The sequence below is a fragment of the Aeromonas sp. AE23HZ002T15 genome (assembly GCF_054165525.2).
Window position 1 is genome coordinate 1,783,224 of the sequence record NZ_CM201342.1, and the last position, 25,560, is coordinate 1,808,783.

The 25,560-nt window shown below is 65.2% G+C and carries 17 protein-coding genes; 6 read left to right on the forward strand and 11 right to left on the reverse strand.

Annotated features, from left to right (window positions below; genetic code table 11):
* The first annotated feature begins 165 nt into the window (after positions 1 to 165).
* Together ACT5M9_RS08180 and ACT5M9_RS08185 are read left to right on the forward strand one after the other, a co-directional pair.
* A complete protein-coding gene (locus ACT5M9_RS08180) occupies positions 166 to 1,482 on the forward strand; it encodes a sphingomyelin phosphodiesterase (protein ID WP_457982953.1) in 1,317 nt (438 codons plus the stop codon).
* Positions 1,479 to 2,267: a hypothetical protein gene (locus ACT5M9_RS08185; RefSeq protein ID WP_457982891.1), complete on the forward strand. Its 789-nt coding sequence runs from the start codon at positions 1,479 to 1,481 to the stop codon at positions 2,265 to 2,267. The genes ACT5M9_RS08180 and ACT5M9_RS08185 overlap by 4 nt, the downstream gene beginning before the upstream one ends.
* A 72-nt stretch (positions 2,268 to 2,339) precedes the next feature.
* Here ACT5M9_RS08185 and ACT5M9_RS08190 read toward each other — a convergent pair whose 3' ends face one another.
* Both ACT5M9_RS08190 and ACT5M9_RS08195 read right to left on the reverse strand, forming a co-directional pair.
* On the reverse strand, positions 2,340 to 3,842 hold the full coding sequence (locus ACT5M9_RS08190) for an alkaline phosphatase D family protein (RefSeq protein ID WP_457982893.1): 1,503 nt from the start codon (positions 3,840 to 3,842) through the stop codon (positions 2,340 to 2,342).
* A gap of 88 nt (positions 3,843 to 3,930) precedes the next feature.
* A complete protein-coding gene (locus ACT5M9_RS08195; protein ID WP_457982895.1) occupies positions 3,931 to 5,151 on the reverse strand; it encodes a DEAD/DEAH box helicase in 1,221 nt (406 codons plus the stop codon).
* Between the two features lie 136 nt (positions 5,152 to 5,287).
* Here ACT5M9_RS08195 and ACT5M9_RS08200 point away from each other — a divergent pair, with 136 nt between their 5' ends.
* Entirely contained in the window at positions 5,288 to 5,851 is a 564-nt protein-coding gene (locus tag ACT5M9_RS08200; RefSeq protein WP_457982897.1) for a hypothetical protein, read from the forward strand.
* A 69-nt stretch (positions 5,852 to 5,920) separates the two neighbouring features.
* Here ACT5M9_RS08200 and tpx read toward each other — a convergent pair whose 3' ends face one another.
* Positions 5,921 to 6,424 carry a thiol peroxidase gene (gene tpx / locus ACT5M9_RS08205; protein ID WP_100859384.1) on the reverse strand — a complete coding sequence of 168 codons (504 nt, stop codon included), beginning with the start codon at positions 6,422 to 6,424 and terminating at the stop codon, positions 5,921 to 5,923.
* Positions 6,425 to 6,651: 227 nt separating this feature from the next.
* Here tpx and ACT5M9_RS08210 point away from each other — a divergent pair, with 227 nt between their 5' ends.
* On the forward strand, positions 6,652 to 9,108 hold the full coding sequence (locus ACT5M9_RS08210) for a zinc/cadmium/mercury/lead-transporting ATPase (RefSeq protein WP_457982899.1): 2,457 nt from the start codon (positions 6,652 to 6,654) through the stop codon (positions 9,106 to 9,108).
* A gap of 220 nt (positions 9,109 to 9,328) precedes the next feature.
* Here the strand turns inward: ACT5M9_RS08210 and pulA are convergent, their stop codons facing one another.
* Positions 9,329 to 13,366 (reverse strand): pullulanase-type alpha-1,6-glucosidase, encoded by a 4,038-nt coding sequence (gene pulA, locus ACT5M9_RS08215; RefSeq protein WP_457982900.1) that lies wholly within the window; start codon positions 13,364 to 13,366, stop codon positions 9,329 to 9,331.
* A 261-nt stretch (positions 13,367 to 13,627) separates the two neighbouring features.
* Here pulA and ACT5M9_RS08220 point away from each other — a divergent pair, with 261 nt between their 5' ends.
* Positions 13,628 to 14,038 (forward strand): hypothetical protein, encoded by a 411-nt coding sequence (locus ACT5M9_RS08220; RefSeq protein WP_457982902.1) that lies wholly within the window; start codon positions 13,628 to 13,630, stop codon positions 14,036 to 14,038.
* Positions 14,039 to 14,047: 9 nt separating this feature from the next.
* Here the strand turns inward: ACT5M9_RS08220 and dmeF are convergent, their stop codons facing one another.
* On the reverse strand, positions 14,048 to 14,989 hold the full coding sequence (gene dmeF, locus ACT5M9_RS08225) for a CDF family Co(II)/Ni(II) efflux transporter DmeF (RefSeq protein ID WP_457982904.1): 942 nt from the start codon (positions 14,987 to 14,989) through the stop codon (positions 14,048 to 14,050).
* Between the two features lie 69 nt (positions 14,990 to 15,058).
* Between dmeF and ACT5M9_RS08230 the strand changes: the two genes are divergently transcribed.
* Entirely contained in the window at positions 15,059 to 15,334 is a 276-nt protein-coding gene (locus tag ACT5M9_RS08230; protein WP_457982905.1) for a metal/formaldehyde-sensitive transcriptional repressor, read from the forward strand.
* 27 nt (positions 15,335 to 15,361) lie between these two features.
* On the opposite strand, the gene bcsC is transcribed toward ACT5M9_RS08230, so the two are convergent.
* Genes bcsC through bcsR form a run of 6 tightly spaced genes read right to left on the reverse strand, consistent with a single transcriptional unit; the run spans position 15,362 to position 25,548 of the window.
* Positions 15,362 to 18,802, reverse strand: a complete 3,441-nt coding sequence (bcsC, locus tag ACT5M9_RS08235) for a cellulose synthase complex outer membrane protein BcsC (RefSeq protein ID WP_457982907.1) — start codon at positions 18,800 to 18,802, stop codon at positions 15,362 to 15,364.
* On the reverse strand, positions 18,787 to 19,884 hold the full coding sequence (gene bcsZ, locus ACT5M9_RS08240; RefSeq protein ID WP_457982909.1) for a cellulose synthase complex periplasmic endoglucanase BcsZ: 1,098 nt from the start codon (positions 19,882 to 19,884) through the stop codon (positions 18,787 to 18,789). Before bcsZ ends, bcsC begins: the two co-directional genes overlap by 16 nt.
* A gap of 12 nt (positions 19,885 to 19,896) precedes the next feature.
* Positions 19,897 to 22,122: a cellulose biosynthesis cyclic di-GMP-binding regulatory protein BcsB gene (gene bcsB, locus ACT5M9_RS08245; RefSeq protein WP_520395664.1), complete on the reverse strand. Its 2,226-nt coding sequence runs from the start codon at positions 22,120 to 22,122 to the stop codon at positions 19,897 to 19,899.
* The gene (gene bcsA / locus ACT5M9_RS08250; RefSeq protein ID WP_457982912.1) at positions 22,119 to 24,686 is read right to left on the reverse strand and encodes a UDP-forming cellulose synthase catalytic subunit; all 2,568 of its coding nucleotides are present in this window, start codon (positions 24,684 to 24,686) and stop codon (positions 22,119 to 22,121) included. The genes bcsB and bcsA overlap by 4 nt, the downstream gene beginning before the upstream one ends.
* On the reverse strand, positions 24,680 to 25,348 hold the full coding sequence (gene bcsQ / locus ACT5M9_RS08255; RefSeq protein WP_457982913.1) for a cellulose biosynthesis protein BcsQ: 669 nt from the start codon (positions 25,346 to 25,348) through the stop codon (positions 24,680 to 24,682). Before bcsQ ends, bcsA begins: the two co-directional genes overlap by 7 nt.
* Positions 25,339 to 25,548, reverse strand: coding sequence for a cellulose biosynthesis protein BcsR (bcsR, locus tag ACT5M9_RS08260; protein WP_457982915.1), 210 nt, complete (start codon positions 25,546 to 25,548; stop codon positions 25,339 to 25,341). The genes bcsQ and bcsR overlap by 10 nt, the downstream gene beginning before the upstream one ends.
* Between the last annotated feature and the right edge of the window lie 12 nt (positions 25,549 to 25,560).

Sequence of the window (25,560 nt, forward strand, 5' to 3'; positions counted from 1 at the left end):
GCGCGCACCCGCCGCGCCCCGTCTCCCCCGAGATCAATCCTTTTTGGCTGATGCTCCCCATATGGGGCCTTTCATTTTCTTGTAACAAAAATGTAAATGAAATGCCCCCTATGCCCGCCATAACAGTCACTTTCCACCGTGCCTCGACCAAAAAGGACTTAGATGATGCACCTGCTCCCCCGATACACCGCCCTGATCTTCGCCGCTTCCCTGCCATTGCAGGCCCTGGCCGATACCGATGTCTACCTCACCAACAACGGCCCCGAGCCCCTGCAACTGGAGATCCGCCAGAGCGGCAGCGGCCAGTTGCAGCAAGGCAGCCAGTGGACCCAGCACAGGACGGAGCTCGGTCCCTGGGAGAGCGCCATGGTGCTCAGCTTCAACCGCTACGAGGGGGTGAAAGCGGGGAAGAACTATCTGTTCGAGACCCGGGTCACCACAGCCGGCGGTGACACCTATCGCCTCAACCAGCTGATGGAGGGCACCTGGTGGAACACCACGCTGCAACACGGCGGCGAGACCCCCACAGGCGCCTCCGGCTGGCAGAGCGATCGCGCCATCCACCGCCTCCCGGGGCCCCAGGAGCTCGCCTTCGCTGCCAAGTTCACCGGCCGCTACGACGATCTGCACTACATGCTGACCCCGCCCAAGCGAGTGGAGCAGCCGGAACCCGCCGAGAACAAGCTGAAAGTCGCCAGCTACAACGTCTGGGCCCTGCCGGTCATCGCCTCCAGCATAGGCGAGCGGCTGACCCTGCTGCCCGATCATCTCAAGGGTTACGACGCCCTGCTGCTGCAGGAGGTATTCGACGGGCGCCGTGAGGGCTTCCTGCAGGCGCTGGCCAAGGAGTATCCCTATCAGACCAAGGTGCTCGACAAGCCGGGGGTCAACATTCACGATGGCGGCGTGGTGATCGTCAGCCGCTACCCCATAGTGCGGGAGGCCCAGCTGGTCTATCCCCAGTGCACCGGCACCGACTGCTTCGCGGACAAGGGGGTGATGTACGCCGAGGTGATCAAGGGGGGCAAGGCCTGGCACCTGTTCGCCACCCACACCGCCAGCTTCGACACCGACGAGGCGCGCAGGCTGCGCCAGATCCAGTTCGGCCAAATCCGCTCCCTGGCCGCCAGCCTCAAGATCCCGGCCACGGATACCGTCATCTACGGCGGCGACTTCAACGTCAACAAGCGCAAGTTTGCCGATGACTACGCCAACATGCTGGCCAACCTCAATGCTCATGAGCCCGCCTATGGCGGCTATACCGAGGCGACCTTCGACCCCAGGCTCAACCCCTATGCCGGCGGCCCCCTCTCCGGCGGCGCCAACGTCGAGTACCTGGACTATCTGGTGGTCAGCCGGGAGTACGGCGCCGCCAGCCATAACCTCAACAGCGTCTGGATCCCGCGCTCCAGCGATGGCAGCCTCTGGCCCGCCAGCAACCTCTCGGATCACTTCCCGGTCAAGGGGGAGATAGCCCGATGAGACGGCGCTACTGGGTCCTGGCCCTGGCCATAGTGCCGCTGGTGTTGCTCAACCTCATCTGGCAGGACGAACCGGCGGGCTCAACGGGCGCTGAGGCCAGCCAAAGCAGTGCCAGCCCGCAGCAGGCGATGTCAGCATCCTTAGAGCCCATCTCGGCAGATGCGCCATCGTCGGTAGTCACCAGCAGCCAGACGCCCGCCCCGGCCCCCAGCTGGCGGGCACTGCCACAGGAGGCCGAGGAGCGACTCGCCAGCGAGATTCAGGAGAGCGACCAGCCCCTGGACGAGCGGCTGGAGAACTTGAGAAACGTGGAGGCCCAGTGGCCGAGCGAGGGGGAGAGCCTGACCCTGCTGCAGGGGCGCTACGCCGAGGCGCTGGCACAGCTGGCCAGCGAAAGTGAACAACTGACTCTGACCGAGCGGCTGGCCGCCCTGACCCGATTGCAGGACGCGTGGGCGGCGCAATACCCGGATCTGGCGGCGGATCTGTTCAACCCGGACGCCCGCTTGTTGCAGGCGCGCCAGCTGTGGGGGGATGAGGAGCTCGAAACCCTGGCCCGTCACTTCCTGCCCGCCGAACGGGCCGAGGCCAGCCTCGGCTTTGCCAGGGCGCGCCAGCAGCAACTGGATCAGCGCGGCCGCTACCAGCAGCAGCTGGCCGAACTGGAGCAGCAGTTGGCGGCGAGCCAGGGCAGCATGGATTCAGCGCGCTGGCAGCAGCACAGGGAGGAGGTACTGGGCCAGTTCAGGCGCGACTTCTTCGCCCAGGAGCAGACCAGCCCCTGATGCCGGAGGCGCCGACACCCACAAATAGAAGAAGGGCCCGTATGCGGGCCCTTCTCTTGTCACCCAACCCCATCAGGCCAGCGGATAACTGGCATCCAGCCCGTTCTCGCAACGCCAGTTGGCCCACAGCTTGCCGTCCGTGCCCATCTGCAGGGTGGCGAAGTTGCGGGTGCGCAGGTAGACGGGCGCCCCGAACGGCTTGATGAGCTCGGTGCGGATCAGCCGGCTCTCGTCCAGATACTCTGGGTTGTCGTTGGTCATGGCGAGGATCCCCATCCACTGGAACTGGGTTGGACAGGGATGGACTATGCCGGAGGAGACCAGCTGGTGCAGGTTCAACACCCCCTCCCGCTTGTCCTGAATGACCCCGAGACACCCCACGTGCACATCCCCGGACAGGATCAGGGTCTTGGGCTCCAGACTGGTATTTTTGTCCGCCTTGGCATTCTTGCGCCGCAACCTGGCATTGTCCAAGAGCCGCATGATGAGGCGCGCCCGCTCCCCTTCGTGGGCCTTGGCGCGCCAGTGATCCTTGAGATCGTCGGTCAGCTCCTCCTCCCAGGGGGTGGCATCCAGCGCCGCTTCGCTGAAGGAGAAGTCCCGATAGACCACGGGCACCCCGGTCATCACCAGCAGATCCCCGCTGCTGCAACCCGCCAGCGCCTCGTTGACCTGATCCCACTGGGATCGGCTCATCACCTGGGTCAGGGTGCGGGTGGCGCGGTTGTCCAGGGCCAGGATCTGGTAGCCCCGGAAGCTCAGCCGCCAGGAGTGATGGCTCAGGCTCTTGTCCAGCAGTGCCGTATTGGCGCCGGTACGCAGCTGGAACAGCCGGAAATATTTGGCGGCGGCAGCATAGATGGCCTGATAGACCTCGCAGCCCTGCAGATCAGCTGGGTAACTGCCCCAGCCATCGAAGATGTCGTGATCGTCCCACATCATGGCGCTCGGTACCCGGGCCAGCATGAAGGCGACCTCGGGGCGACTCCACTGCTTGCAGTAGAGCTCGCAATAGAAGCGATCCAGCTGCTCCACCATGGTCCGGGTCGCCTTGCGTTTGACCTTCTCCGCCCTGTCCAGCTCGTTCCAGGCTTTGATAGTCGACACCGAGGTCCAGAGGGAGTCCGCATAGACCTGATCACCCCCCATCAGCAGCAGGGAGAAAGGATGGGCCTTGTGTTCGGCGGCCAGCTTGTCCCACATGGTGTAGGGGGCCGGGGTGGAGGTGAGCAGTTTGAAATCGGAGAAACCGTTGCAGGAGGCGTAGCCTATCAGCACATTCTCTTTCTTCCCCGGCAGATAAAACTGCCATTTATCGTACCCACCGAGATCTTGTGCAGGCTTGTCGTCCAGCAGGATCTCATAGTCGATGGGGGTACCGGCCTTCTTGGGGCTCGCCTGCCAGACCAGCCGCCAGAAGCTCCCTTTCGGGGTGTCCGCCTGCTTGTCGGCGGCCAGCACCTCGCCGTTGATCCTCACGGCCGCACTCTTGCAACCGGCTTCCGTCATGAAGCAGAGGCTGTATTGGGTCTCTGATTCGAGCCCCAGCAAGGGCCCCATTACCAGACTGGTCATTCGTCATCCCTCCATGGTGAAACCCATGGAGCATAGCGAAACGGTATCTATTTGATACTGACCAATTGGGCGAGCAGCAGGCTTGGGCTTAGCCCCTGCTCTTGAACTGCTTGACGCTGCGCTTGGCCTGGGTGCGTCTATTGGCCTGCTTGTCGCGCGCGGGGCGCTTGCTCTCCCCGCTGGATGGCAGATCCGTGACCGGGAAACCGGGCAGCTCGGCCAGCGGCAAGTTACGCCCGGTCAGGGTGCGGATGGCGGCCAGAGTATCGGCCTCGCCGTGGCACACTAGGGAGATCGCAAGCCCGCTGCGACCAGCCCGGGCGGTGCGCCCGACCCTGTGCACATAGACGGGGGCGCTGGATGGCAGGTCCAGGTTGATCACCAGGGGCAGCGCCTCCACGTGGATGCCCCGTGCCATCAGATCCGTGGCCACCAGCACCCGCACCTTGCCGCTCTTGAAATCCCCGAGCGCCTGCTCCCGCACCGCCTGCTCCTTGTCCCCGTGCAAGGCCACCACAGGTATTCCCGCCTTGGCAAGCTTGCGGGCCACCCCGTCCGCGGAGTCACGGGCACTGATGAATACCAGCACCTGGGGCCAATCCTGTTCTTTCAACAAGGCGATGAGGGCCGGCACCTTGCCGCTCTTGTTCACCAGATAGAGCCGCTCCTCGATATCCTCCGCCACGCTGTTGAGGGGATCCGCTTCGAGGCGGCGGGGGGCGCGCAGCAAGTCGCTGGCCAGGGTCTCCAGCTCGGCCGGCAGGGTGGCGGAGAAGAGCAGGGTCTGGCGAGTCACCGGCATGGCGTTGAGTATCACCTGGATATCGGGCCAGAACCCCATCTCCAGCAGGCGGTCCCCCTCATCCAGCACCAGCATGCGCAGCTCATCCAGCCCCAGTGCCTGCTGACTCAGCAGATCCCGCAGCCGGCCCGGGGTCGCCACCAGCAACTGGGGCCCCAGTGCCAGCTCACTCGTCTGCAGCTCCTGCGCGACCCCGCCGCACAGGGTCAGCACCCGCAGCCCCAGGACATGGGCCCCCGCCTTCAGCGCCTCGCTCACCTGGGTCGCCAGCTCCCGGGTCGGTACCAGCACCAGGCCCTGCACCTGTGGCTGCGCCGGGTTCAGTCGCTGCAGCAGGGGGAGCCCGAACGCCAGCGTCTTGCCGCTGCCGGTGCGGGCCAACGCCAGCAGGTCATCCCCCGCCAGCACAGCCGGGATCGCCAGTCGCTGTATGGGGGTCGGTCTTTGCAGGGTGGCCGGCAAGGTGGCCAGCAAGGCGGGGGAGAGTTCGAGTTCGCTGAAGGTCATGGCGCTACATGGATAAAGAAGTGGGAGGCGAAGTCTAGCCAGCGATGACCGGCCAGTGCAACAACCATGGACAATCCTGGCTCCCTGTGGTGTTCTTTTTATCAATCCCCCGGCCCTCATTCAGGAGTACAGCAAGATGGTCACCCCCTTCCCCCGCACTCTGGTTGCCACCCTGCTGGTCCTTGGTCTGGTCGTCCCCTTCTCTGCCCAGACCCGGGCCTGTGGCTACGACATGCTGGTGGGCGATCCCTTCGCCACGGCCTGGCCGGGGTCGCTGGATGTGGCCATCGCGACCGCCAATGCCATCTCCTCCCACCGCATCAGCCCCATTCCCCCGCTGGCGGGGGGGGAAGGTTTCGTACGTGCCCAGCAGTGGCTGCTCCAGCTGAAAGACCTGCTGCAACGGGCCGATCAGCCAGGGGGCTTCTCCATCCTGCTGGTGGACTCCGGGCTCTGGTCGAAGATGCGGGGCAAGGAGGTCTTGCTGCTGCAACTGCACAGCCCGGCTCCCACCCCACAGGATCGGGTGGTCATGGTCAGCGAGGCGGGGCTCAATGCCCTGCTGTCCAAAGAGATCACGGTCGAGCAGGCGCAGCAGCTCGGTGTGCTCACCCTGCCGCAGGATCCCGACCAGCAGCTCGGCCTGCACCTGCACAGGGCGCTCGCGCCAACGGATGCAGACAGCTCAAAAACCGGATAAAAAAACGGCCCGCTCACAGAGCGGGCCGTTTTACTTTCGACACATCTACTCGCGTAGACGGAGTCGTTATCAGGCCAGGGCAGCCAGGGCGGCGGCGTAGTTCGGCTCGTCGGCGACTTCGGCCACCAGCTCGCTGTGCAGCACCTTGTTGTCGGCATCCAGCACCACGATGGCACGAGCAGCCAGACCCACCAGCGGGCCGGAGGAGAAGGCCACACCGTAATCCTGCAGGAAGGAGACGCCACGCAGGGTGGAGAGGTTCACCACCTTGTCCAAACCCTCGGCGCCGCAGAAGCGGGCCTGGGCGAACGGCAGATCGGCGGAGATGCACAGCACCACGGCGTTGTTCAGGGAGCTGGCCTGTTCGTTGAACTTGCGTACGGAAGTTGCACAGGTCGGGGTGTCCACGCTCGGGAAGATGTTCAGGATCTTGCGCTGACCGGCGAAGTTGGCCAGGGTCACATCGGACAGGTCCTTGGCAACCAGGGAGAAGGGCTTGGCCTGCTCGCCGGCGACGGGGAAGTGACCGGAGACGGAGACAGGGTTACCTTGCAGGGTGACGGTATTGCTCATGTTATGTCCTTGATTATTGATTGGGGATCCGGGCTCCCAGTATAGGCCCAGCCGAGAGGGACAAACACCCGCCAATGACATGGATATATGAAGCTGAACATGGATGGCTCCCTTTCGAGCTGGCAGGGACAAGAAGTGGCTTGACCTTGGACTAAACACCAAGGTTTACACTCGGCTCAGATATCCAGGATCTCGCACCGGCGTGATCCACTCAAGAGGGACTCCATATGAGCAAATCCTGCTGCAACCATGCACATGCCGCCCCCATCAAGGCGATCAGCAAGGCCGCTTCCCACCAGGGCGAGCATCAACACGACAGCCACTGCTGTGACAACGCGGCGCCCGTCAGTGGCTGCACCAGCCAGCCCCCCCATGACCATCAGGCACACGGCGAGAGCGACCCGCCGGGAGATGAAGAGCCCCCCAGAGGGAGTTGCAGCGGCCAGGCCTGTTGCAGCGCTCAGCCTCAGCCCTCCGACCACGGCCATGATCATGAGCATCAAGATGCGCACGGCCATCATGACCACGACGAGTCTCCCGACCAGCGCGCGCCCTTGCACGAGCCAGCGCAGAACGCCAGCCGCCACAGCTGGCAGGTATTGGGGATGGACTGCCCCAGCTGCGCCCGCAAGATAGAGACAGCTGTCGGCCGGGTCGCCGGCGTGCAGCAGGCCCGCGTGCTGTTTGCCACCGAGAAGCTGGTGGTGGATCTCGCCCCCGGCCTCTCTCCCGATCCCATCACGGCCGCCGTGCTGGCCGCGGGTTTCCAGCTCAAGGGAAACACCCAGACCAGCGCAACCGATACCCAGGCGCGCGGCCCCCTGATGACGCGGCTCGGCAACTTATTCGGCAAATACTGGCAGCCCCTGTCTCTGGCGACCCTGATGCTGGTGGCGGCCCTGTTGCCCGACACTCTCGGTAAACCTTTGTTTATCCTGGCAACCCTGTGGGGACTCTGGCCCGTGGCCCGCAAGGCCTGGGCCCTGACCAAGAGCGGCTCCCCCTTCGCCATCGAGACCCTGATGACGGTCGCCGCCGTCGGTGCCCTCTTCCTCGGCGAGACCGCCGAAGCGGCCATGGTGCTGCTGCTGTTCATGCTGGGGGAACACCTGGAAGCCTACGCCGCCGGTCGTGCCCGCGCCGGAGTCACCGCCCTGATGGCGCTGGTGCCGGACAAGGCCCTGCGCATTCGCCAAACCCCTGAGGGCGAGCTGCGTGAAGAGGTGGCCGCCGACCAGCTGCGCCCCGGCGACGTCATAGAGATAGCCCCCGGTGCCCGGCTGCCTGCCGACGCCCGTCTGCTCGATACCCTCGGGGCCTTTGACGAGAGCGCCCTGACCGGTGAATCCATCCCGGTGGAGCGCCGGCAAGGGGACAAGGTCGCCGCCGGCAGTCTGGCGGCAGACAGGGTATTGCGCCTGGAGGTGGTGTCCGAGCCCGGCAACAACGCCATCGACCGCATCCTGCATCTCATCGAGGAGGCCGAGACCCAGCGCGCCCCCATAGAGCGCTTCATCGACCGTTTCAGCCGCTGGTATACCCCGGCCATGATGCTCGTCGCCCTGCTGGTGGTGCTGGTACCCCCCCTCTTCTTCGGCCAGAGCTGGGATGAGTGGATCTATCGCGGGCTGGCGCTCTTGCTCATCGGTTGCCCCTGCGCCCTGGTGATCTCCACCCCGGCGGCGGTCACCTCTGCCCTGGCGGCGGCTACCCGGCAAGGGGCCCTGATCAAGGGGGGCGCGGCGCTGGAGCGACTGGCCCACGTTGATACCGTCGCCTTCGACAAGACAGGCACCCTGACCCTGGGCAAGCCACAGCTGACTGAACTGGTCAGCCTGGATGGCAGACCCGAGTCCGAGTGGCTGGCGCTGGCCGCGGCCATCGAGCAGGGCTCCCATCACCCCCTGGCCCGCGCCGTGGTGGCTGCCGCAAACGAACAGGAGCTGACCCTGTCTACCGCCACGGACCTTCGTGCCCTGCCCGGCATGGGAGTGGAAGGGCGGGTCGACGGCGTGCTCTGGCAACTGCTGGCGCCGAGCCGGGTTGGATCGCTGGATGACGAGACACAGACCAGGATCGCCACCCTGGAGCAACAGGGCAAGACAGTGGTCCTGCTCTGCCAGGCGGGGGCCGCACCGGTCGCCCTGCTGGCCCTGCGGGACCAGATCCGGCCCGAGGCAGCCGCCGCGCTGCAAGAACTGAGCGCACTTGGGCTGCAGAGCCTTATGCTGACCGGGGACAACCCCAGAGCCGCCGAAGCCATCGCCGGCGAACTCGGCATGGGCTGGCGCGCCGGTCTGCTGCCGGAGGGCAAGGTGGAAGAGATAGCCAAGCTGGCCCGGACCCAGAAGGTGGCCATGATAGGGGACGGCATCAACGACGCCCCCGCCATGAAGCGGGCCAGCATCGGCATCGCCATGGGTGGCGGCACGGATGTGGCGCTGGAAACTGCAGATGCGGCTTTGACCCACAACCAGCTCGGCGGCCTTGCCGCCATGATCCTGCTGTCGCGGGCCGCGCTCGCCAATATCCACCAGAACATAGCGCTGGCGCTGGGACTCAAGGCCATCTTCCTGGTCACCAGCCTGCTCGGCATCACGGGCCTGTGGATAGCCGTGCTGGCCGATACCGGCGCCACCGCCCTGGTCACCGCCAACGCCCTGCGATTGCTGCGCAAGCGCTGATCCCATCTACCCTGCCCCTCGCCGGAGCAGCAGAAACAAAAAGCCGCAACGAGAGTTGCGGCTTTTCTTTATAAACCCGGCAGAGACCGGGCCAAAAAATCAAGGCGCGGCTGATGATGGCAGTCCGCGCCTTGTGCTTACGCTCTCGGCTTATCCCACCCTTGGCGAGGTGGAATTCAACCCGGGGCTGCCGAGCCAGTCCCGGACTCGATGGGTTGGCTTACTTGGGGGTGCACTCCTGGATCACGGCAGTACCCGGCTTGACCGCAGCCGGGTCGACCTTAATCAGAACACTCCACAACCCCTGCGGCAGGGTGATCTTGTTGTTGGCGCTGGCAGGTTGGGAGAAGGCAATGGGATAACCCGTCTCAGCCTGGACAACACCACCATTGTTGAGCAGGTATTCCTTGCTCCAATCCTCGTTCGCTACCTTGAACTCTGTGGTACCGGCATAGTTGAATGCGGCTTGATAGATGGCGAGATCGCCTTCCATCCCCTTGTAGCTCAACTGGTACTGGGACTGGGCAGCCCAACCGGACAGCTCACCCTTGACGAACAGGTTGTAGCCGAGCGGATTGCCCGCCACCGTATCCAGCACCTTGCAGGCTTGAACCGGCTCGGTATAGCTGACGCTCAAGGTCGGTTTGTCCTTGTTCATGGCGGTAAACACGAACTTGTAGGTCCCCTCCTTGGCCAAGTCGAGTCCGATATTGCCGGTATCGCCCCCCTTGCACAGGGTCAGCGGCGTACCGACCACCAGCTTGTCGCCGGCACTGCAAGTGCCGTAGTTGACCGGTCCCCAACTGGCATCGGCAATCTTCACCTCTGTCGTACCCAGCTTGTCGACTGCCACTTCGGTACTGAACTCGTACATGAAGTTGCCGGTAAAGAGCATCTGATTGGCTTCGCCCCACTCACCGAGGAAACCTTTCAGATAGATGCCCGTGTCACCAAAGGGTGGCAGGGTGCTCAGATCCGTCTTCTTGCCCACCGGCAGGCCTGTGCCTTGGGCACCAGCCTGGGGTTTGACGAAGACGGCGGCAGACCAGGCCCCCAGGGTGAGCTCACCGCTGCCGACGGAGGCGCCGCTGGCGATGCTGTCGCTGCCGCGATGGGCACTGCTCAGCACCATGCCGGAGAGATCGATGGGCTGATCGTTGCCGTCACGGAAGTCGCCGATGCTCTGAGGCGCGTTGGTGGCGTTGATCATCACCACCAGACCGTCGATGGCGGGATCCAGATCCGCGCCGGCACTGGTACCGTCATCCACGCTCATCACGATGAGGCCCGGGATCTGATCCGGCCCTGTGTTGCGAAAATCGACCCGCTTGATCACCTCGGCACCGCTGCCCAGACGTAGCAGACGGGAAGATTGGCGCAACTCGGCCAGCTCCTGATAGAAGCCCTGCATCGCCTGCATCTGATCCGGCGTCGGCTTGCTGTGCTGGCCGAGCACCTGCTCGATCAGCCCATAGTTGGCCTCATCCTTGTCCTTGCGCGGCAAGCCCTTGTCGAAATTGTTGTCCGCCAGGGTGTAATCGACCCGGTTGTACCAGTCACCGGAGTCGTAGCTGTCCCGCTCCATGGATTTGGATCGCAGCAACTCGACCCCTGCGTGGGTGAAGGGGATCCCCTGTCCCAGCATGGCGGTGGCGAGCGACACCCCCTGCATCCGCACCAGATCGGCACCTGCCGGCGCCTTGTAAACCAGGTTGTCGAACAGGGTCTGGTTGTCGTGCTTGTCGACATAGTTCTGCACTTCGGTCGGATCCTGGGCATAACCCGCGGGTTGACCGTTGTAGTCGATGTCCGAGCCCTTCTTCGGAATGCCGTCCTTGTCAGTCAGCACGAACTCCTTGAGGTTGCCCGCCATGCCGAGGCGCACCAGATCGGACTGGTGCAGAGCGGTGGCGAGTTCCACGCCATTCACCTCGTTGGGATCGACGAAGGCACCGTTGCCGAAGCCCTGGGTCTTGCGAATGCCGTCGCCGCCGTCAAAGGGACTGCCGCCGCGCACCGCATCCCGCAGTCGGTCCGAGAAGGAGCCGATGCCGGTACCGCCGAGGTGTTTCTGGGTCGCCTGCACGAAGCGCTTGTCGTTCTCCACCTCGCCGAAGTTCCAGCCCTCCCCGTAGAAGTACATCTCGGGGTTGACCTTCTTCACCTCGGCCAGGGCCTGCACCATCTGATCCTTCGGATGGTGGCCCATCAGGTCGAAGCGGAAGGCATCGATCTTGTAGTCCCGCGCCCAGGTGACCAGGGAGTCATCCATCAGCTTGGCGAACATGGCGTGCTCCGGTGCCGTGTTGGAGCAGCAGGTGGAGTTCTCGACCGAGCCAGTCTCAGGATTCAGGCGCTGGTAATACCAGGGCACTATCTTGTCGAGCACAGATTTTGGACCCAGCCCCGCCTCGTTGGTGTGGTTGTAGACCACGTCCATCACCACGTTCATGCCGATGTTCTGCTTGATGGCCTGCACCATCTCGCGGAATTCCTTGATCCGCACAGTCCCCTCCGCATTGGTGGCGTAGGAGCCTTCCGGGGCCGTGTAGTGGTAGGGGTCATAGCCCCAGTTGAAGGAGTCCACTCCGCGCAGGTAGCCGTACAGCTCCTGCACAACCGGGTTTTCCTTGCTGTCTGTGGTCTGCAGATCCATCAGCACGGATTCTATGGTCTGGCCGCCACCGCAATGGCTGGCGAACTTGGAGTTCTTGACCTCGGGATTGACCTCGCACAGCTTGCTGAAGTCGTCGCCGATGTTGGCCACCTTGGCCGGATCCTCGTTGACGGTGGCGATGTCGAACACCGGCAGCAGGTGCAGGTGGCTGACGCCGCTCCTGGCCAGGGATTGCAGGTGCTTGACCGGCACGCTGTCGCTGTCGGTCAGCCCCAGGAACTTGCCCCTGTGCTCGGCCGGAGTGGACTCATCGTTGCCGGTCAGATCCCGGACATGGGCCTCGTAGATGACGATGTCGGCCGGATTGGCCTGGCTGTGGGGCGCCTTCAGGCTGTCCCATCCCTCGGGTTTGAGGGCCGGATCATCCAAGTCCACCACCTGGCTGAACTCGGAGTTCATGGCGAGGCTGAGGGAATAGGGGTCGGTAACCTGATAGGACTCCAGCTTGCGGCTAAGCGGATGGTAGACCTGGATGTCGTAGCGGTAATACTTGCCCACCAGATCGCTGCCACCCTGCAGGCTCCAACTGCCGCTGGCCTCGTCTTGTGTCATGGTCCGCTCGCCGAGGGACTGGTGCTTCTCATCGAACAGCGCCAGCTTGACCGACTTGGCGGTGGGGGCCCAGAGCCGGAAGGTGACATTGCCACCCTCGACGATGGCGCCATAGCTCAGCTTGGTGGCGGCCTCGGCGTAGACGGCGTCGAGGGCCCCGGCGCTCTGCACCAGGGTCGCCCCCTGCAGCACGCCGCTCGCGTCCGTGCCTATGGCCACCAGCTCACCCTTGAGCAGGGGCTTGAGATCCGCAGCCGAAGGCAGGGCGAAGGCGGCAGCATCCTTGAGGTGCGGGTACTTGGCCTGCTGCTCGGCGGTCAGGCTGGTGGGGGTCAGCTTGAGATAGGGGAAGTCGAACACCCCCTCGCTGTTGGCGGTGATGGTGCCGGATTCGGTGTAGTAGAGACGCACATGGGGTTTGTCCTTGCCCCCTTGCCAGATCAGGGTGTTGCCGTCGATCAGGTGGGCACTGGCCCCGGCCACGCCGAAGGCGGCGGTGAAGGCCTCGGCGCGGCTGCCGAAGATCTCGTTCTTGCCTGCGACGATTGCCACGGTGCGGTCCGGATGATCGCTGAATACCACCTTCATGTCGGCGCCGGTCAGGTTCGCCAGCTCGCCGTTACGGGCGATAAAGTTGATGCAGCCTTCCATCTTGGAGAGGGGCACCACCCAGGCGGGGCCGAAGCTGTCCGCCGCCGACGCCGTCTTGCTGGCATCGTCCCAGCTCGCGTTCAGGCCACCCTCGGCGGTGGCATTGCAGGCGTCGTTGTTCCACAGGTGCAAACTGTGGCCGGCGAAGGGGCCGTCGATGCTGCGGGCCGCGCTGGTCTGGGTGTCGACCAGGGCGATCACCGCCTCGTTGGGGCCGGCCACCAGCAGTTCGGCCGGCGGTTGCATATTGGGAAGGCGAGCGACGGGCTCATCCTGAGGAGTGGGGGTGGAGGACGAGGAGCTGTTGTCATTACAGCCAGACAAAAGCGCGAGCAGTGAGGCTGTTACCAGCGCCACTTTGGTCTTTTTCATATCCATTTTTTTATAATTCCCGCTGTAGTTAGTCTCGATAGACGAGTACCCGGCCGTGGCCGAGCGGTGCCATATTAATCAGCGGGGATTGCCGTAAATGTGAGCAGGTCGGCAAAAAAAACCAATCTCATTCAACAAGATAACGTTTTCATAACGAAAATTGGAGCGAGCTCACAGACCAGAGCCAAAATATGCCGCATCACCAGATGAAGCCAGTTAATGGTAGAAAAAATCAATTCCGATCAAATGGATAGAGAGGATTAACGAATGACGCGCATCGAAGATCAGGCGAAGCGGCTGGACGCGGATTACCTGGCCCTCAGCCAGCTGTTTGACCAGTTTTGTCAGCTGGCGGGGAGCCTCGCCGAGCAGTATCACTTCTTCAACTGGCCGGATTACGAGGACACGCCGCCCCTCTCTCGCGCCTTCACCCTGCTGGGGGAGCACAGAGCCTTGCGGCTACGCTGCCAGCCCGGTGAGCGGGGCAGTCTCCACGGCCTCCTGCAGATAGTGGATGAGGAGGGGGAGATACATGCCAGCCTGGGTTACCATGCCGACGGCCAGTTGTTGCTGGAGTCTGGCCGCCTGCTGGACAACCCGCCGGCACTGCTGCTCAAGCTGCTGCTCGGCACCGTCTGGCATCAGGCTCCCCATGAGGGCGTGCGCCTGCCCCACTGATCCCTCCCCCTACTCCGGGGCTATCTCTATGGTGAGGTGCACCAGCTCCTCGTGGATGGCGAGCCGCTCGCGGATCTCGCTGGCCGGCACGGGCGCCGCCATCGTCAGGGATAGCACCCCGGCATACTCCCCCTGCCCGACCCGCCACACGTGCAGATCGCGGACCTCGGCACCGGGCAGCTCGGCAATCACTTCCCGGATCTCCGCCACCACGGGGGCATCCATCTCCGCATCCAGCAACACCAGTCCGGTATCCCGCAGCAGACCCTTGGCCCAGACCGCCACCAGCACGGCCCCCACTATGCCCATCAGGGGATCCAGCCAGTCGGCCCCCCACAGCATGCCTCCCACCAGCGCCAGTATGGCCAGCACCGAGGTCAGGGCATCCGCCAGCACGTGGAGGTAGGCGGCGCGCAGGTTCAGATCCCGATGGCCGTGCTCATGGTCGTGATGATGATCGTGGCCCTGATGACCGTGGTCGTGGCCATGATGATGGCCGTGATCGTCCTTCAGCAGCCAGGCGCAGGCGAGGTTGACCAGCAGGCCCAACAGGGCGATGCCGATGGCCTGCTGATAGTGGATGGGGCTGGGGTCCAGCAAGCGAGCCACCGATTCGAACAGCATCAGGCCGGCCACCCCCACCAGCAGCAGGGCGCTGGTGAAGCCCCCCAGCACCTCTATCTTCCAGGTGCCAAAGCTGAACCTGTGATCCCGGGCATAGTGGCGGGCGGCGCGATAGGCCAGCACGGAGAGGCCGAGGGCCAGGGCGTGGGAGCTCATGTGCCAGCCATCGGCGAGCAGGGCCATGGAGTTGAAGATCCAGCCGCCGCCGATCTCCGCCACCATCATGACGGCGGTGAGCAGTACGGCCCAGCTGGTCTTCTGTTCGGCCAGGGGATTGCCTCGATAGACCACAGGTTGGCAGCAGTGTTGCGATGCGGCGGATGACATGAATTTCTCCTGCAAGATGGAATGCAATATACTATACCCCAGTATAGTTTTATTGTGCGAGAGGATCCCATGTCACACACGGTACACAACAAGAAGAAACTGCTGGCACGGGTCAGGCGCATCAAGGGACAGACGGGGGCACTGGAGAGCGCGCTGGAGCAGGAGAGCGACTGCGCCGCCATCCTGCAACAGATCGCGGCCATCCGCGGCGCGGTCAACGGCCTGATGCTGGAGGTGCTGGAGGGCCACATGCGCGAACACCTGGGCGCCGCCGAGGCGACCCCGGCCGAGCGGCTTGAGGACCTGGATCAGGTGGTGCGGGTGCTGCGCTCCTACCTGAAATAACTACGCCCGACGAGTCGGGCGCATGGGTCAATCGAAGTCCGCATAGGGAGTGAGCGGCTGGGGTGGCATGTCGAGATCCCCCTGCCAGGGCTTGAAGGTATAGCGCAGGAAGAGGGTGGCATGGCTGGGGGCATAGTCATCGGCCTGCTGGATATCTACCCGCCCGCCGATGCGCCAGTGATCCGTCAGCCTGTGCTCCACGATGGCGTTCAGTGTGTAGCCGAAGCCACTGCTGCTGCCGCCTTTCACCGGCGCATCTCTGTCTGGCAAGCCGGCCGGCAGCAGACCTTCCAGCGGGTAGCGACGACTGTCGTCGGTACGGGAGTGGGACCAGGATCCCGAACCCCCCAGCTCCCAGGACCAGTCCGCGGTGCGCTGCCGGTAGTTGACCGGCACCGAGAGCGAGAAGTAGCCCTGCGGGCTGTAATAGCCCCCCTGCCCGAGCGTATAGCCGCTCAGATCCTTCTGGTAGTGCCACAGCATGCTGCTGAGCCCAACGCTGACCCGTCGGTTCGTCTCGTTGACGAGCTTGTAGTAGGTGCCCCCCATGAGGCGGGTGCGCCAGTTGTCCGGCACGTTCTTGCCGGTCAGCAGGTGCTGCTGGGCGCTGCCCCAGAAGCCGATGGCACCGCCGAGATCGTGGCTGAGATCGATGCGCACACCGTTCGCCCGCACCCCGCCCCAGCGGATCCCGGTGCCGGGGTCGACCGTGCCCGAGTAGGAGAGCAATGAGCTGCTGACGGGGCGTCGGGAGAGGGTGAACCCCCAGCCGAGATCCCCCAGGTCTCCCTCCACGGTCGCGCCGCCGACCCAGTCCACCACCTCAAAACCGAGCGGCGTGGTGCCGAGATCGAAGGCCCAGGCCCCCCCGTGCCAGCCTGCCGCCAAGGTGGTACCGGTGTTTTGCTGATGCTCCTGCCCGTAGCAATCGCGGGCGGCACAGGTGCCGAACTCTTCCCGATAGGGGGAGGCGGGCAACTTGCCGGCGTCCATGTCCACCAGTTCCAGCCGGCCGAAGAAGGTGCCACCGGCCAGCGGGGTATCCAGTTGCAGCATCTGGGTCAGGGCGCGCAGATCCGAGAGCCCCCCCGTGCCGCTGGATCCCCAGTAGTCGCTGTCGAGGGAGACTGTGGTCTGGCTCTGTCGGTAGTGCCGGTCGAGATCGCTGCGAAGGCCCGAGGCAAGCCATCCCTCCCCGTCCCGACTGCGGGCAAGCCCGGTCAGCTCGGCCCCGTCCAGATCCTCGCGAGGGGCGAGACCGGCGGCCACCAGCCCCTTGCGATCCCGTTCGATAGCCCCATTCGCATCGCCGGCGTCGAAGCGCTGGCGGGCTGAGTCGCGCCAGAACAGGGCCGTCTGTTCGGAGGCGGGCTGCCCCCGCACCAGGGGTTCGTAGGTGGCAAAGATGGCCTGCGCCTTCTCCTCCTGCCCCAGCACCTGATAGAGGTTGGCGACCCTGCGGTAAAAGTTGAACTCATCCGCCGGCAGCGGGCTGGCCGGCCAGTCGGGCAACCAGCCGAGGGCCTGTGCCTCGTCTCCCCTGGCCTGCATCAGCTCGGCCATGCCGAGCCTGGCTTCGTCCTGCTGCGGGGAGCGCGCCAGCACCTCCCGGTAGTGCCCCTCCGCCGCGGTCCAGTCACCGCGAGCGGCGGCCCACTCCGCCAGGGTCAGGGAGATTTCTTCATCCGGCAGCAGGGGTCGCAGCAGCCCCTCGGCCCCGCGATCATCCCCGCGCTCGTGCTGCGCCCTCGCCTGCGCCAACACCTCGCCGCGGGCGAGTCGTTCATCCAGCTCGCGCATGTTCGCCGACCAGGTCCGGATCGGTACCGCCGCCAGCAGAACACGCGCCTCGGTGTTCTTGTCCTGGCCCGAGAGGTAGAGGGCGGTGGCGTAGCGCAGGGAGATCTCCTGCGGCCGCGCCACCAGCTTGTCTCGCAGCAGCTGCTCCCCCCCGGGGGCATCGCCGAGACGGGCCCGGGTCGCCGCCACCCGGTAGGTCAGCCAGACATCGTCCGGGGTGAGGGTGAGCGCCTGCTCACGCTGGGTGAGGGCCTGCTCCAGCTTGCCGGCCTGATCCAGGGTATCGGCCTGGGACTGCAGCAATTCGGATCTCAGCCGCCCTGCTTCTTGCTGCCAGGCCGGATCCCGGCTCTGGGCCAGCAGCGCCAGCGCCTGCTCCGGATCCTTCTCCTTGTACAGCTCGAACAGCCGGGCCAAAGCCCTATCCCGGGCTCCCAGGCCAAGCGCCTTGCGATAGGCTGCTTCGGCCTCGGCCTCACGGTGCAGTGCCAGCTCGGCATCCCCCAGACCCAGCCAGGCCTCGGGTTCCCTGCCATCCTGCTTGATGGCCTGGCGATAGAGGGCGCTCGCCTCCTCCCCCTGCTGCCGTTTGGACGCCTCCTCGGCCTGATCGATCAGCAGCCAGTAGCGGTTGGTGGCCAGCAGGCTGCTCCATTTATCCTTGTTGGTCACATCAGGGTGGCGCAGCAGCCGCTCGAACTGGGCGATGGCCAGCGCCCGCTGGTTGTTGCGGGAGTAGGCCTGCCCCAGAGCCCCCATCAGCTCGGGATCATCGGGATTGGCGGCCAGCGCCCGCTGCAATTCGGCGATGGAGGCCTTTCCCCCTTCATTGCTGGCCAGCGCCTGCTGACGCGCGCGATAGGCGGGGGAGGCCCACTTCGCCTCCTGCTCGGCGAGCAGTGCCATGCCCTGCTTCGCCTCGGTACCCGTGCCGAAGGCGGCAATATAGCGCCGCAACTCGGCCAGGCTGCCGGGCCCGACGGGCAGCTCCTTGATGTTGGTTAGCCAGATCTCGGCGGCTTCGCCGCGGTCGTATTCGCTCCTGGCCATCTGCTCCAGCAGCACCCTGGCCTCCTGCCAGCGGTCATCGGCAAGATAGTTGCGGGCCAGAGCGGCCCGGATCCTGGGCTGACCCGGGTAAGCCCTATTCAGCGCCTCCAGCCCCGCCATGCCCCTGGCACGCTGGCCGGGCAGGCGCAGCTGCAGGGAAGCGTACTCGATCGCCATCTCCAGGTTCGGCGCCACGCCGTCCACAAACAGGGAGCGATAGAGTTTGGCTCCCTCCTCCAGCCGGCCGGCGTTGACCAGCAGTCGCGCCTGTTGCAACTGCTGGCGCTGCGCCCCGTTGTTGACCGCCAGGTTCGCCATCCCCAGGCGATAGAGGCGCGAATCCGGCGCCAGCGTGCCGAGCCGGGCGAGCAGCGCCTCGGCCTCCTTGCTCTTGCCGCTGCGCAGGGCCTGACGGGCCTTGGCCGCCAGCAGCTCGGGGTGTTCGGGCTCGACCAGGGAGAGGGAGTAGAGGGCGTTGCTGACCAGATCCTCCCGACCCGTGGCCTCCCCGATGCGTACCCGTTCCAGCAGGGATGAAACCGGCTCGACGGCAGCCTGGGCCAGGTTGCCGCTCACCAGGACGGCGAGCAGGCAACCCAGGGTCAATCGGCTTTGCATGATTCACTCCAGCGGGGTTGCAGGGTGCCATCCTGGGCGAAGCGATAGCGTCCCTGATCCCAACCGGTCCCGAACAGGGTCAGTACGCTGCCGTAGTAGGCATCGCTCTGCACCCCTTGCTGCTTCACCTGCTCCCGCAGGGTGGCCAGGGTCGGTTGTCCCTGAGAGAGCGGCAGCAGGGCGGCGGAGAATCCCGCCGGCCCCCGTCCCTGACTCTGGCCAGTCTGGCTGTCGACCCGCTCAGGCACTGCACCGAGTTCGGCGATCCTGGCCTGCATGGGGGCGAAATGGGCCACCAGCGCCCCCTTGGCGGGATCCTCGTCGCTCAGCATGCCGAGCCAGAGATAGACGCGGATGGCGTCATAGCTGCCCTGGGGCCCCTTGTCCGCCACTTGCCAGCCCTTGTCGGTCTGCCAGTCGATCCAGTCCGGGGAGAAGCCCTGGGGGGCGCTCTCCTTCAGCAGCCGGGGCAGCAGGGCCCGCATCTCGCGCCAGGGCCCCTGTAGGCTGGCGAAGCGCGCCAGCAGCTGGGGAGGCAGATAGCTGGGGTTCAGGGTCCAGCGATCCCCTGCCGCAAACCCCTTCATCCCCGGCAGCATCACGGGGCCGAGGCCAGGCAGCATGGCCACCTCCTCCCGGGCGATACGGCGCAGCAGCATGGTGCCGATGGAGAGGTAGCTGTGGTTATCCCAGAGCCGGCCCGCTTCCAGCAGGCTGTAGGCTATCCAGAGATCCGAGTCGGAGGCGCTGTTTCCGTCGAGCACACCCCAGCTGCCATCCTCCTTCTCTCCCCACAGCCAGGCGGGCAGGAAACCGGTCAGATCGCCGCTGGCGAGGTGCTGCTCCGTCCACCCCAGCAGGCGGGCGAAGGTCTCCCTGTCGTCGTTCACCAGGGCGAAGAAGAGGCCATAGCTCTGTCCCTCGGAGGTGGTGATGCGCCGCCCCTCGGCGGGGTCGATGACCCGTCCCTCCTCGCTGATATAGTGCTGGCGAAAATGCTGCCACTCTGGCCAGTCACAGGCCGCCATGGCGGGCACGGCACCCAGGACCCACAACAGCAGCAGGGCACATAGTTTTTTCATCTGATTCATCACTTAGTCTTCCTTCAGACGGCGGCGGCTGGCGCTGGCCAGCAATACCCGCAGCCCCCAGCCCAGTACCAGCATGCAGAGCAGGGTCAGGCCGGCGAGGCGCATGGGATAGTTGGCAAACAGCTGCCAGACCCGCTCCCACCAAGGCAGATACCCCACCTCGTAGCGATCCCCCACCGCCAGGCTCTTGACCCCGGACTCGCGGATGATGGCGACCGATCCGGCCACCTCGCCGCGCAGGGTGGCGTTCTGCAGGGTGTCGTTGAGCAGGGTGAAGCCGGCGGCTCCGTCCGCCAACAGGGCCACCAGGCTGCGCTGATCGTGGGTCGGGGATTGCAGCCCCAGGATGGCGGCGATGGCCTCGTTGCCGTTGATGCCTATCCTGGCCTGGGGCTCCCGGTCGGCCCGGGAGTGCTGCACCTCCTCCCGGTAGGTACGGTTGGGCTGGTTGACCCAGCTCATGGTCGAGGCCAGCAGGGCGTCGGGCTCGGCATCGTGCTGGAACTCCCTCGGCAGGGAACCGATGAGCAGGGTGTCCAGATCCGCCGTCCGTGCCTGCTCCCAGTCATCCAGGACTCGCAGGGAGAGAGCGGGATAGCCGGTCTCGGCACCGATGGCGCCGGCGGCGTCGAGCAAGGTGGTGATCTGGGCCGCATGGGGCTTGGCGGGCATCACCACCTGGGTCTCGGAGAGATCGGCCATCCGGCTGAACGGGAAGCCCGCGTTGGCGAAGACCTTGAGATCCGGCATCTCGATGAAGTGGCGATAACCGGTGAAGTCGATGGTGGAGCTGCCATCCATCCGTACCTGATGGGCAGGTGGCAACACCAGATCGCAGCGGCCATTCGCATTGCCCCCCATGGACTCCTCGGCATATTCGAAGCTGAAGCTGAGGTTGTTGACCTGGCTGGTCTTGAGGCCCGGCATGCGCAGGGCCCTGGACTGTTCATCGCCGGCGAACCAGAGCGGCAGAGTGAGCAGTTGCTCGCTCTTGAACTCACCGGGCTCCAGGGGGAAGGACTTCATGAACTGGCCGTTGACCACCACGTCCAGGCGCGAGCCGTCCCTGATGATGGGGGCGGTATGGTGGTACTGGAGGTCGGCCTTGATCCCCCTGGCTCCCAGCAGGTAGAGATCGGGGGGCAGGCGCAGGGTCAGGCTCATGGGCCAGAGCTTGCGTCCCGTGGCCTGCAACTGGCCCTGATAGTCGGTCAGCTCGTCGAAGCGCATCTTGCGATCCAGCCGCACCCAGTTGGGGGCGTCATAGGGCTGACGCGGGGCGAGTTGCTTCACCTCGTCCACCCGCACGCTCTGGCCCCGCAGCAACACATCCCCCTGTGCCAGCCCCTTGACCGCCGTCAGCAGATCCTGCTGATCCCGCCCCAGCACCAGCAGCAACTTCACATAGGGGTTGTCCGGGGAGCTGATCATGTCGATGGTCGGCCCCTTCACCTTGGGGTAATCCACCAGGAAATCGGGTCTGCGCTCATTGGTGGCGAAGACCACGCCGTTGCGATCCGGCAGCCGGTCGATCAGCACGGGGAAGTGCTGGCCGCGCCACTGGGCCTTGGCGCCGAACCAGGAGGCGAGCACGGCCGCCGCCTGCTGCTGCAGGAGGGGCACCTCGCCACTGAACATCATGGGCAGCACCAGCTTGCCGTTGTCCCGCACGTCGAGGAAGGGCATGGGGAAGAAGGAGAGCTCGTTGCGCACCGGCAGGGTCTGCAGCTGCAGGTTCAGCTTGCTGTCCCGGTTGATGTTGAGCCAGAGGGTGCTGCTCGACGGGTTCTCGCAGACGTTCTGGTAGTGGCCGACGAAGCTCACCTTGAGGCGGTTGAAATCCTTGGCATAGCGCGGATCCAGCTCGATGTGGGCATGGTTGCGCTCCCCCATCTGCTCCTTGGTGAAGGCGGTCACCCCCATCAGCTCGTCGTTGAGGTACACCTTGACCTGGGAGATGAGCGGCAAGAGGGAGGGGGACGGGGTGAAATCGAGATCCAGGCTGGCCTTGGTGACCACCTGGTCCCGGCGCACCGTGAAGTCCGCCAGCCCGTCCGGCGCATTGCCCCGCAGGGAGAGGGTACCCGGGGCCGAGGCCATCTGCTCGAAGCTCAGATCCTGGCTGCGCACCGGCGCGGACACGGGCGGCAGGGGCCCGGCGGCCTCGGCAGCCAGCGCGCTCTGGGTCATCAGCAGGAGAGGAATAAAATAGCGTTGTGGTTTCATCATCCTTTCACTGTCTGTGGGGTCGGAGCCTGGGACCGGTAATCCGGCGAGACGCGACGTGGAACGAAGGAGAGCAGCCAGCGGGCCAGCTTCTCGAGCAGGATACAAACGGGTTCTAACGGTGAGCTGCGGGCCAGGCGCCAGTAAGCCCCCCAGCCCAGCAGAGTGATGTCGATCAGGCTGTGCAGCGGCCTGTCCTTGCCGAGTCGCTGCTGCCACAAAGACCAGGTGTCGGCCCGGGCGAAGGTGCACTGGATGAAGTCGATGTTCTGCTGCTGCGCCATGGGCTCCAATTCCAGCCCCAGCTTGCGACCAAACACCCGCTGCACCTTGGCGGCGAAGGCCTGCTCCCGCTGGCCGTTGCGCAGCAGCAGCCAGACCCGCTCCTTGCCGACCAGGGGCAGCTGATCGTCCAGCAGCACCCCTACCCCGCCGTTGGAGTAGTCCTTGAGGGTACAGGGGTAGAGATGACCGTTGGCCAGCTTGATGGCCGCCGGCATCACCATCTCCACCCTGGGATTGGAGCGCACCTGGCGCGACTCGAAGGCCACCGCCAGGGCCCCCCCCAGTATGGTCATGTTGTAGAGGGTCCAGATCATGCTGAGGATCAGGGTCATGATCTCGTCGGCGGGCCCGGTCAGGATGCGCCAGACGCCGAACCCCAGGCCGCACAGGCTGAGCAGGATCAGGATGAGATAGGGACGGGAGACAGACAGATCCAGGTAGACCTCCTCCGTCATGCCCCCCTTGGCGGTCACGTTGAACTTGCCCTTGTGGGGAGCAAACAGCGCCACCGTGGTGGGACGGGCTATGTACCAGGCCAGCACGGTTTCATACACCTCCCCCCAGAAGGAGTGGCGCACCTTGCCCTGCAACCGGGAGTTGGTCAGGGCGCTGTGGAAGATGTGCGGCAGCATGTAGAGGGCGATGGCCGCCGCCGGCGCATAGATGATGTAGGCATGCAGGATCAGGAAGGCCAGGGGCGCTATCAGGAAGATGAGCCGCGGAATGCCGGACAGGAAGTGCAGCATGGCGTTGAAGTAGCAGAGCCGCTGACCGAAGTTGAGCCCCTTGCCGAACAGGGGGTTGTCCAGACGCAGGATCTGCACCATGCCGCGGGCCCAGCGGATGCGCTGGCCGATATGGGCGGACAGGCTCTCCGTGGCCAGCCCCGCCGCCAACGGGATCCGGATGTAGGCCGAGGTATAGCCGAGCCGGTGCAGGCGCAGCGAGGTGTGGGCATCCTCGGTGACCGTCTCCACGGCGATGCCGTCGATCTCGTCCAGGGCCGAGCGCTTGATGACGGCGCAGGAGCCGCAGAAGAAGCTGGCGTCCCACATGTCGTTGCCATCCTGCACCAGGCCGTAGAACAGGGCCCCCTCGTTGGGCATCTTGCGAAACCGCTGCAAGTTATGCTCGAACGGATCGGCCGAGAAGAAGTGGTGGGGGGTCTGCACCACCCCCAGCTTGGGATCCCGGTAGAACCAGCCCACCGTCATCTGCAGGAAGGAGCGGGTCGGCAGGTGGTCGCAGTCGAAGATGGCCACCAGATCCCCGGTCGCCTGCTTGAGGGCGTTGTTGATATTGCCCGCCTTGGCGTGTTCGTGGGTCTCCCGCGCCACGTAGCGGATCCCCGCCCCTTCCGCGAACTCGCGAAACGACTCCCGGCCCCCGTCATCCAGCAGCCAGATGGTGAGCTTGTCTTTGGGCCAGTCGAGCCCCTGGGCCGCATAGACGGTCCCCCTGACGATGGCGAGATCCTCGTTGTAGGTGGGGATCAGCAGATCCACCGTCGGCCACTGGGACGGATCCGCCGGCAGGGGGGCAGGTGGCCGGTGCAGGGGCCAAGCCGTCTGCCAGTAACCGAGCAGCAGCACCACCCAGGCATAGGTCTCGGCGAACAGCAGCAACAGGCCGCAGGTGAGGCTGACCGGATCGAACCAGTCCAGGGTCGAGGTGTAGCGCCACCAGATGTAGCGGCAGGAGACGGTGAGGGAGAGCACCATCATCATCAGCATGGGGTAGCGGCCCGGCACGGCGCGCAGGATGAAGGCCATCACCACCAGCATGATGACGAACATCAGCTGCGCCCCCAGGGTAAAGGGCTGGGTGATGCAGAGCAGGGAGAGGGTACCGGCCACCACGCAGAGCAGCACGCTCTTCCAGCGCGCCTCCTTGGGAGTGGCGCGGGCGGCGGCCAGCCCTTTCTCCTCCTGGCGCAACAGGAAGCTGGAGAGCCCCTGGGTGCCCCGTTGCCAGGCACGCTGCCAGGAGGCCGGCCAGCGCAACGGTATGGGCTCGGGTCGGCGCACTATCAACCAGAGGCTCTGCAGCAGGATGCGCAGAGGATCCCCCGCCTTGGGCCGCCTTATCTGTGGATAGAGGCCGCGGGCATGGCTCAGCACCCACTGCCAACCGTGACGTTCCAGCGGGAACAGGGTCCAGGCCAGCAGCCAGAGCAGGGTCAGGCTGACGCCCCCCGCCCGGGAGGCGCCACGGCGACGCAAGGCCCGGTAGCGCTCGGCACACCAGATCCCCGCGGTCGGCGTCAGCAGCCAGGCTAGCATGGGGTCCCCTCGTCCCGCTCCAGGCACCAGAGCGCCAGGGAATTCAGCTCATGGGCGATCAGGCTGGTGGGGGCATAGCGGCCCACCGGCTGCTTGGCCGCCATGGCCTCCGCCATGGCCTCGTCCCGATGCAGACGCAGGGTGAGCAGGGGCAGATTGCCGGCCAGCCAGAGATCCAGCAGATCCTGCTGCAGCGCCCGCCTGCTGGTGAACTGGGTGACCAGCAGCCGTTCATCGGCCGCCAGAGAGTGGTCATAGAGGCGCACATGACAGTTGGCGTCGGCGTTGACCACAGTCAGCAATCGGCCGGGCAGCGCGAGGGGAGTCCCCGCGGGCAGGTCCAGCAGCAGCAGATCATAACCCTCGATGGCCCCAAGCCAGTCCACTCCCCCCTGGGGCCGTGCGCCGCCATGGGGCAGCAGATCCAGCCCGCTCTCGTAGTGATGCAGCATGGTGCGCCACTCCTGGCCGGGGGCGGCAAGCCGGCTCCAGCCCCTGCCATCGTCGCGGGGCAGGCCAAGGTGGATGCCGAGCAGGTTGTCGGGGCTGAGATCCACCGCCAGCACGCGTGCCCCCTGCTCCCGGGCGGCCCAGGCCAGCCCGGCCACGATGGAGGTGGTCCCCACCCCACCCCGGATCCCCTGCAGCGCCACTATGTGCATTTGCGGCTCCGTTGCATGTCCAGCTCGGCCAGCAGCGGGAAGCGCTCGCGCAGGGCGACGAGGTGTTCGTGGAGGGCGATGTCCTGATAGGCCAGCTGGACATCGAAGGCCTGCTGCACCATGGCCACGTCGCTCACCAGGTCCCCCTCCACCGGCACGCCGAAGGGGGCCCGCACCGTCTGTGGCTTCTCAGTTTGCATAGATCACTCCTC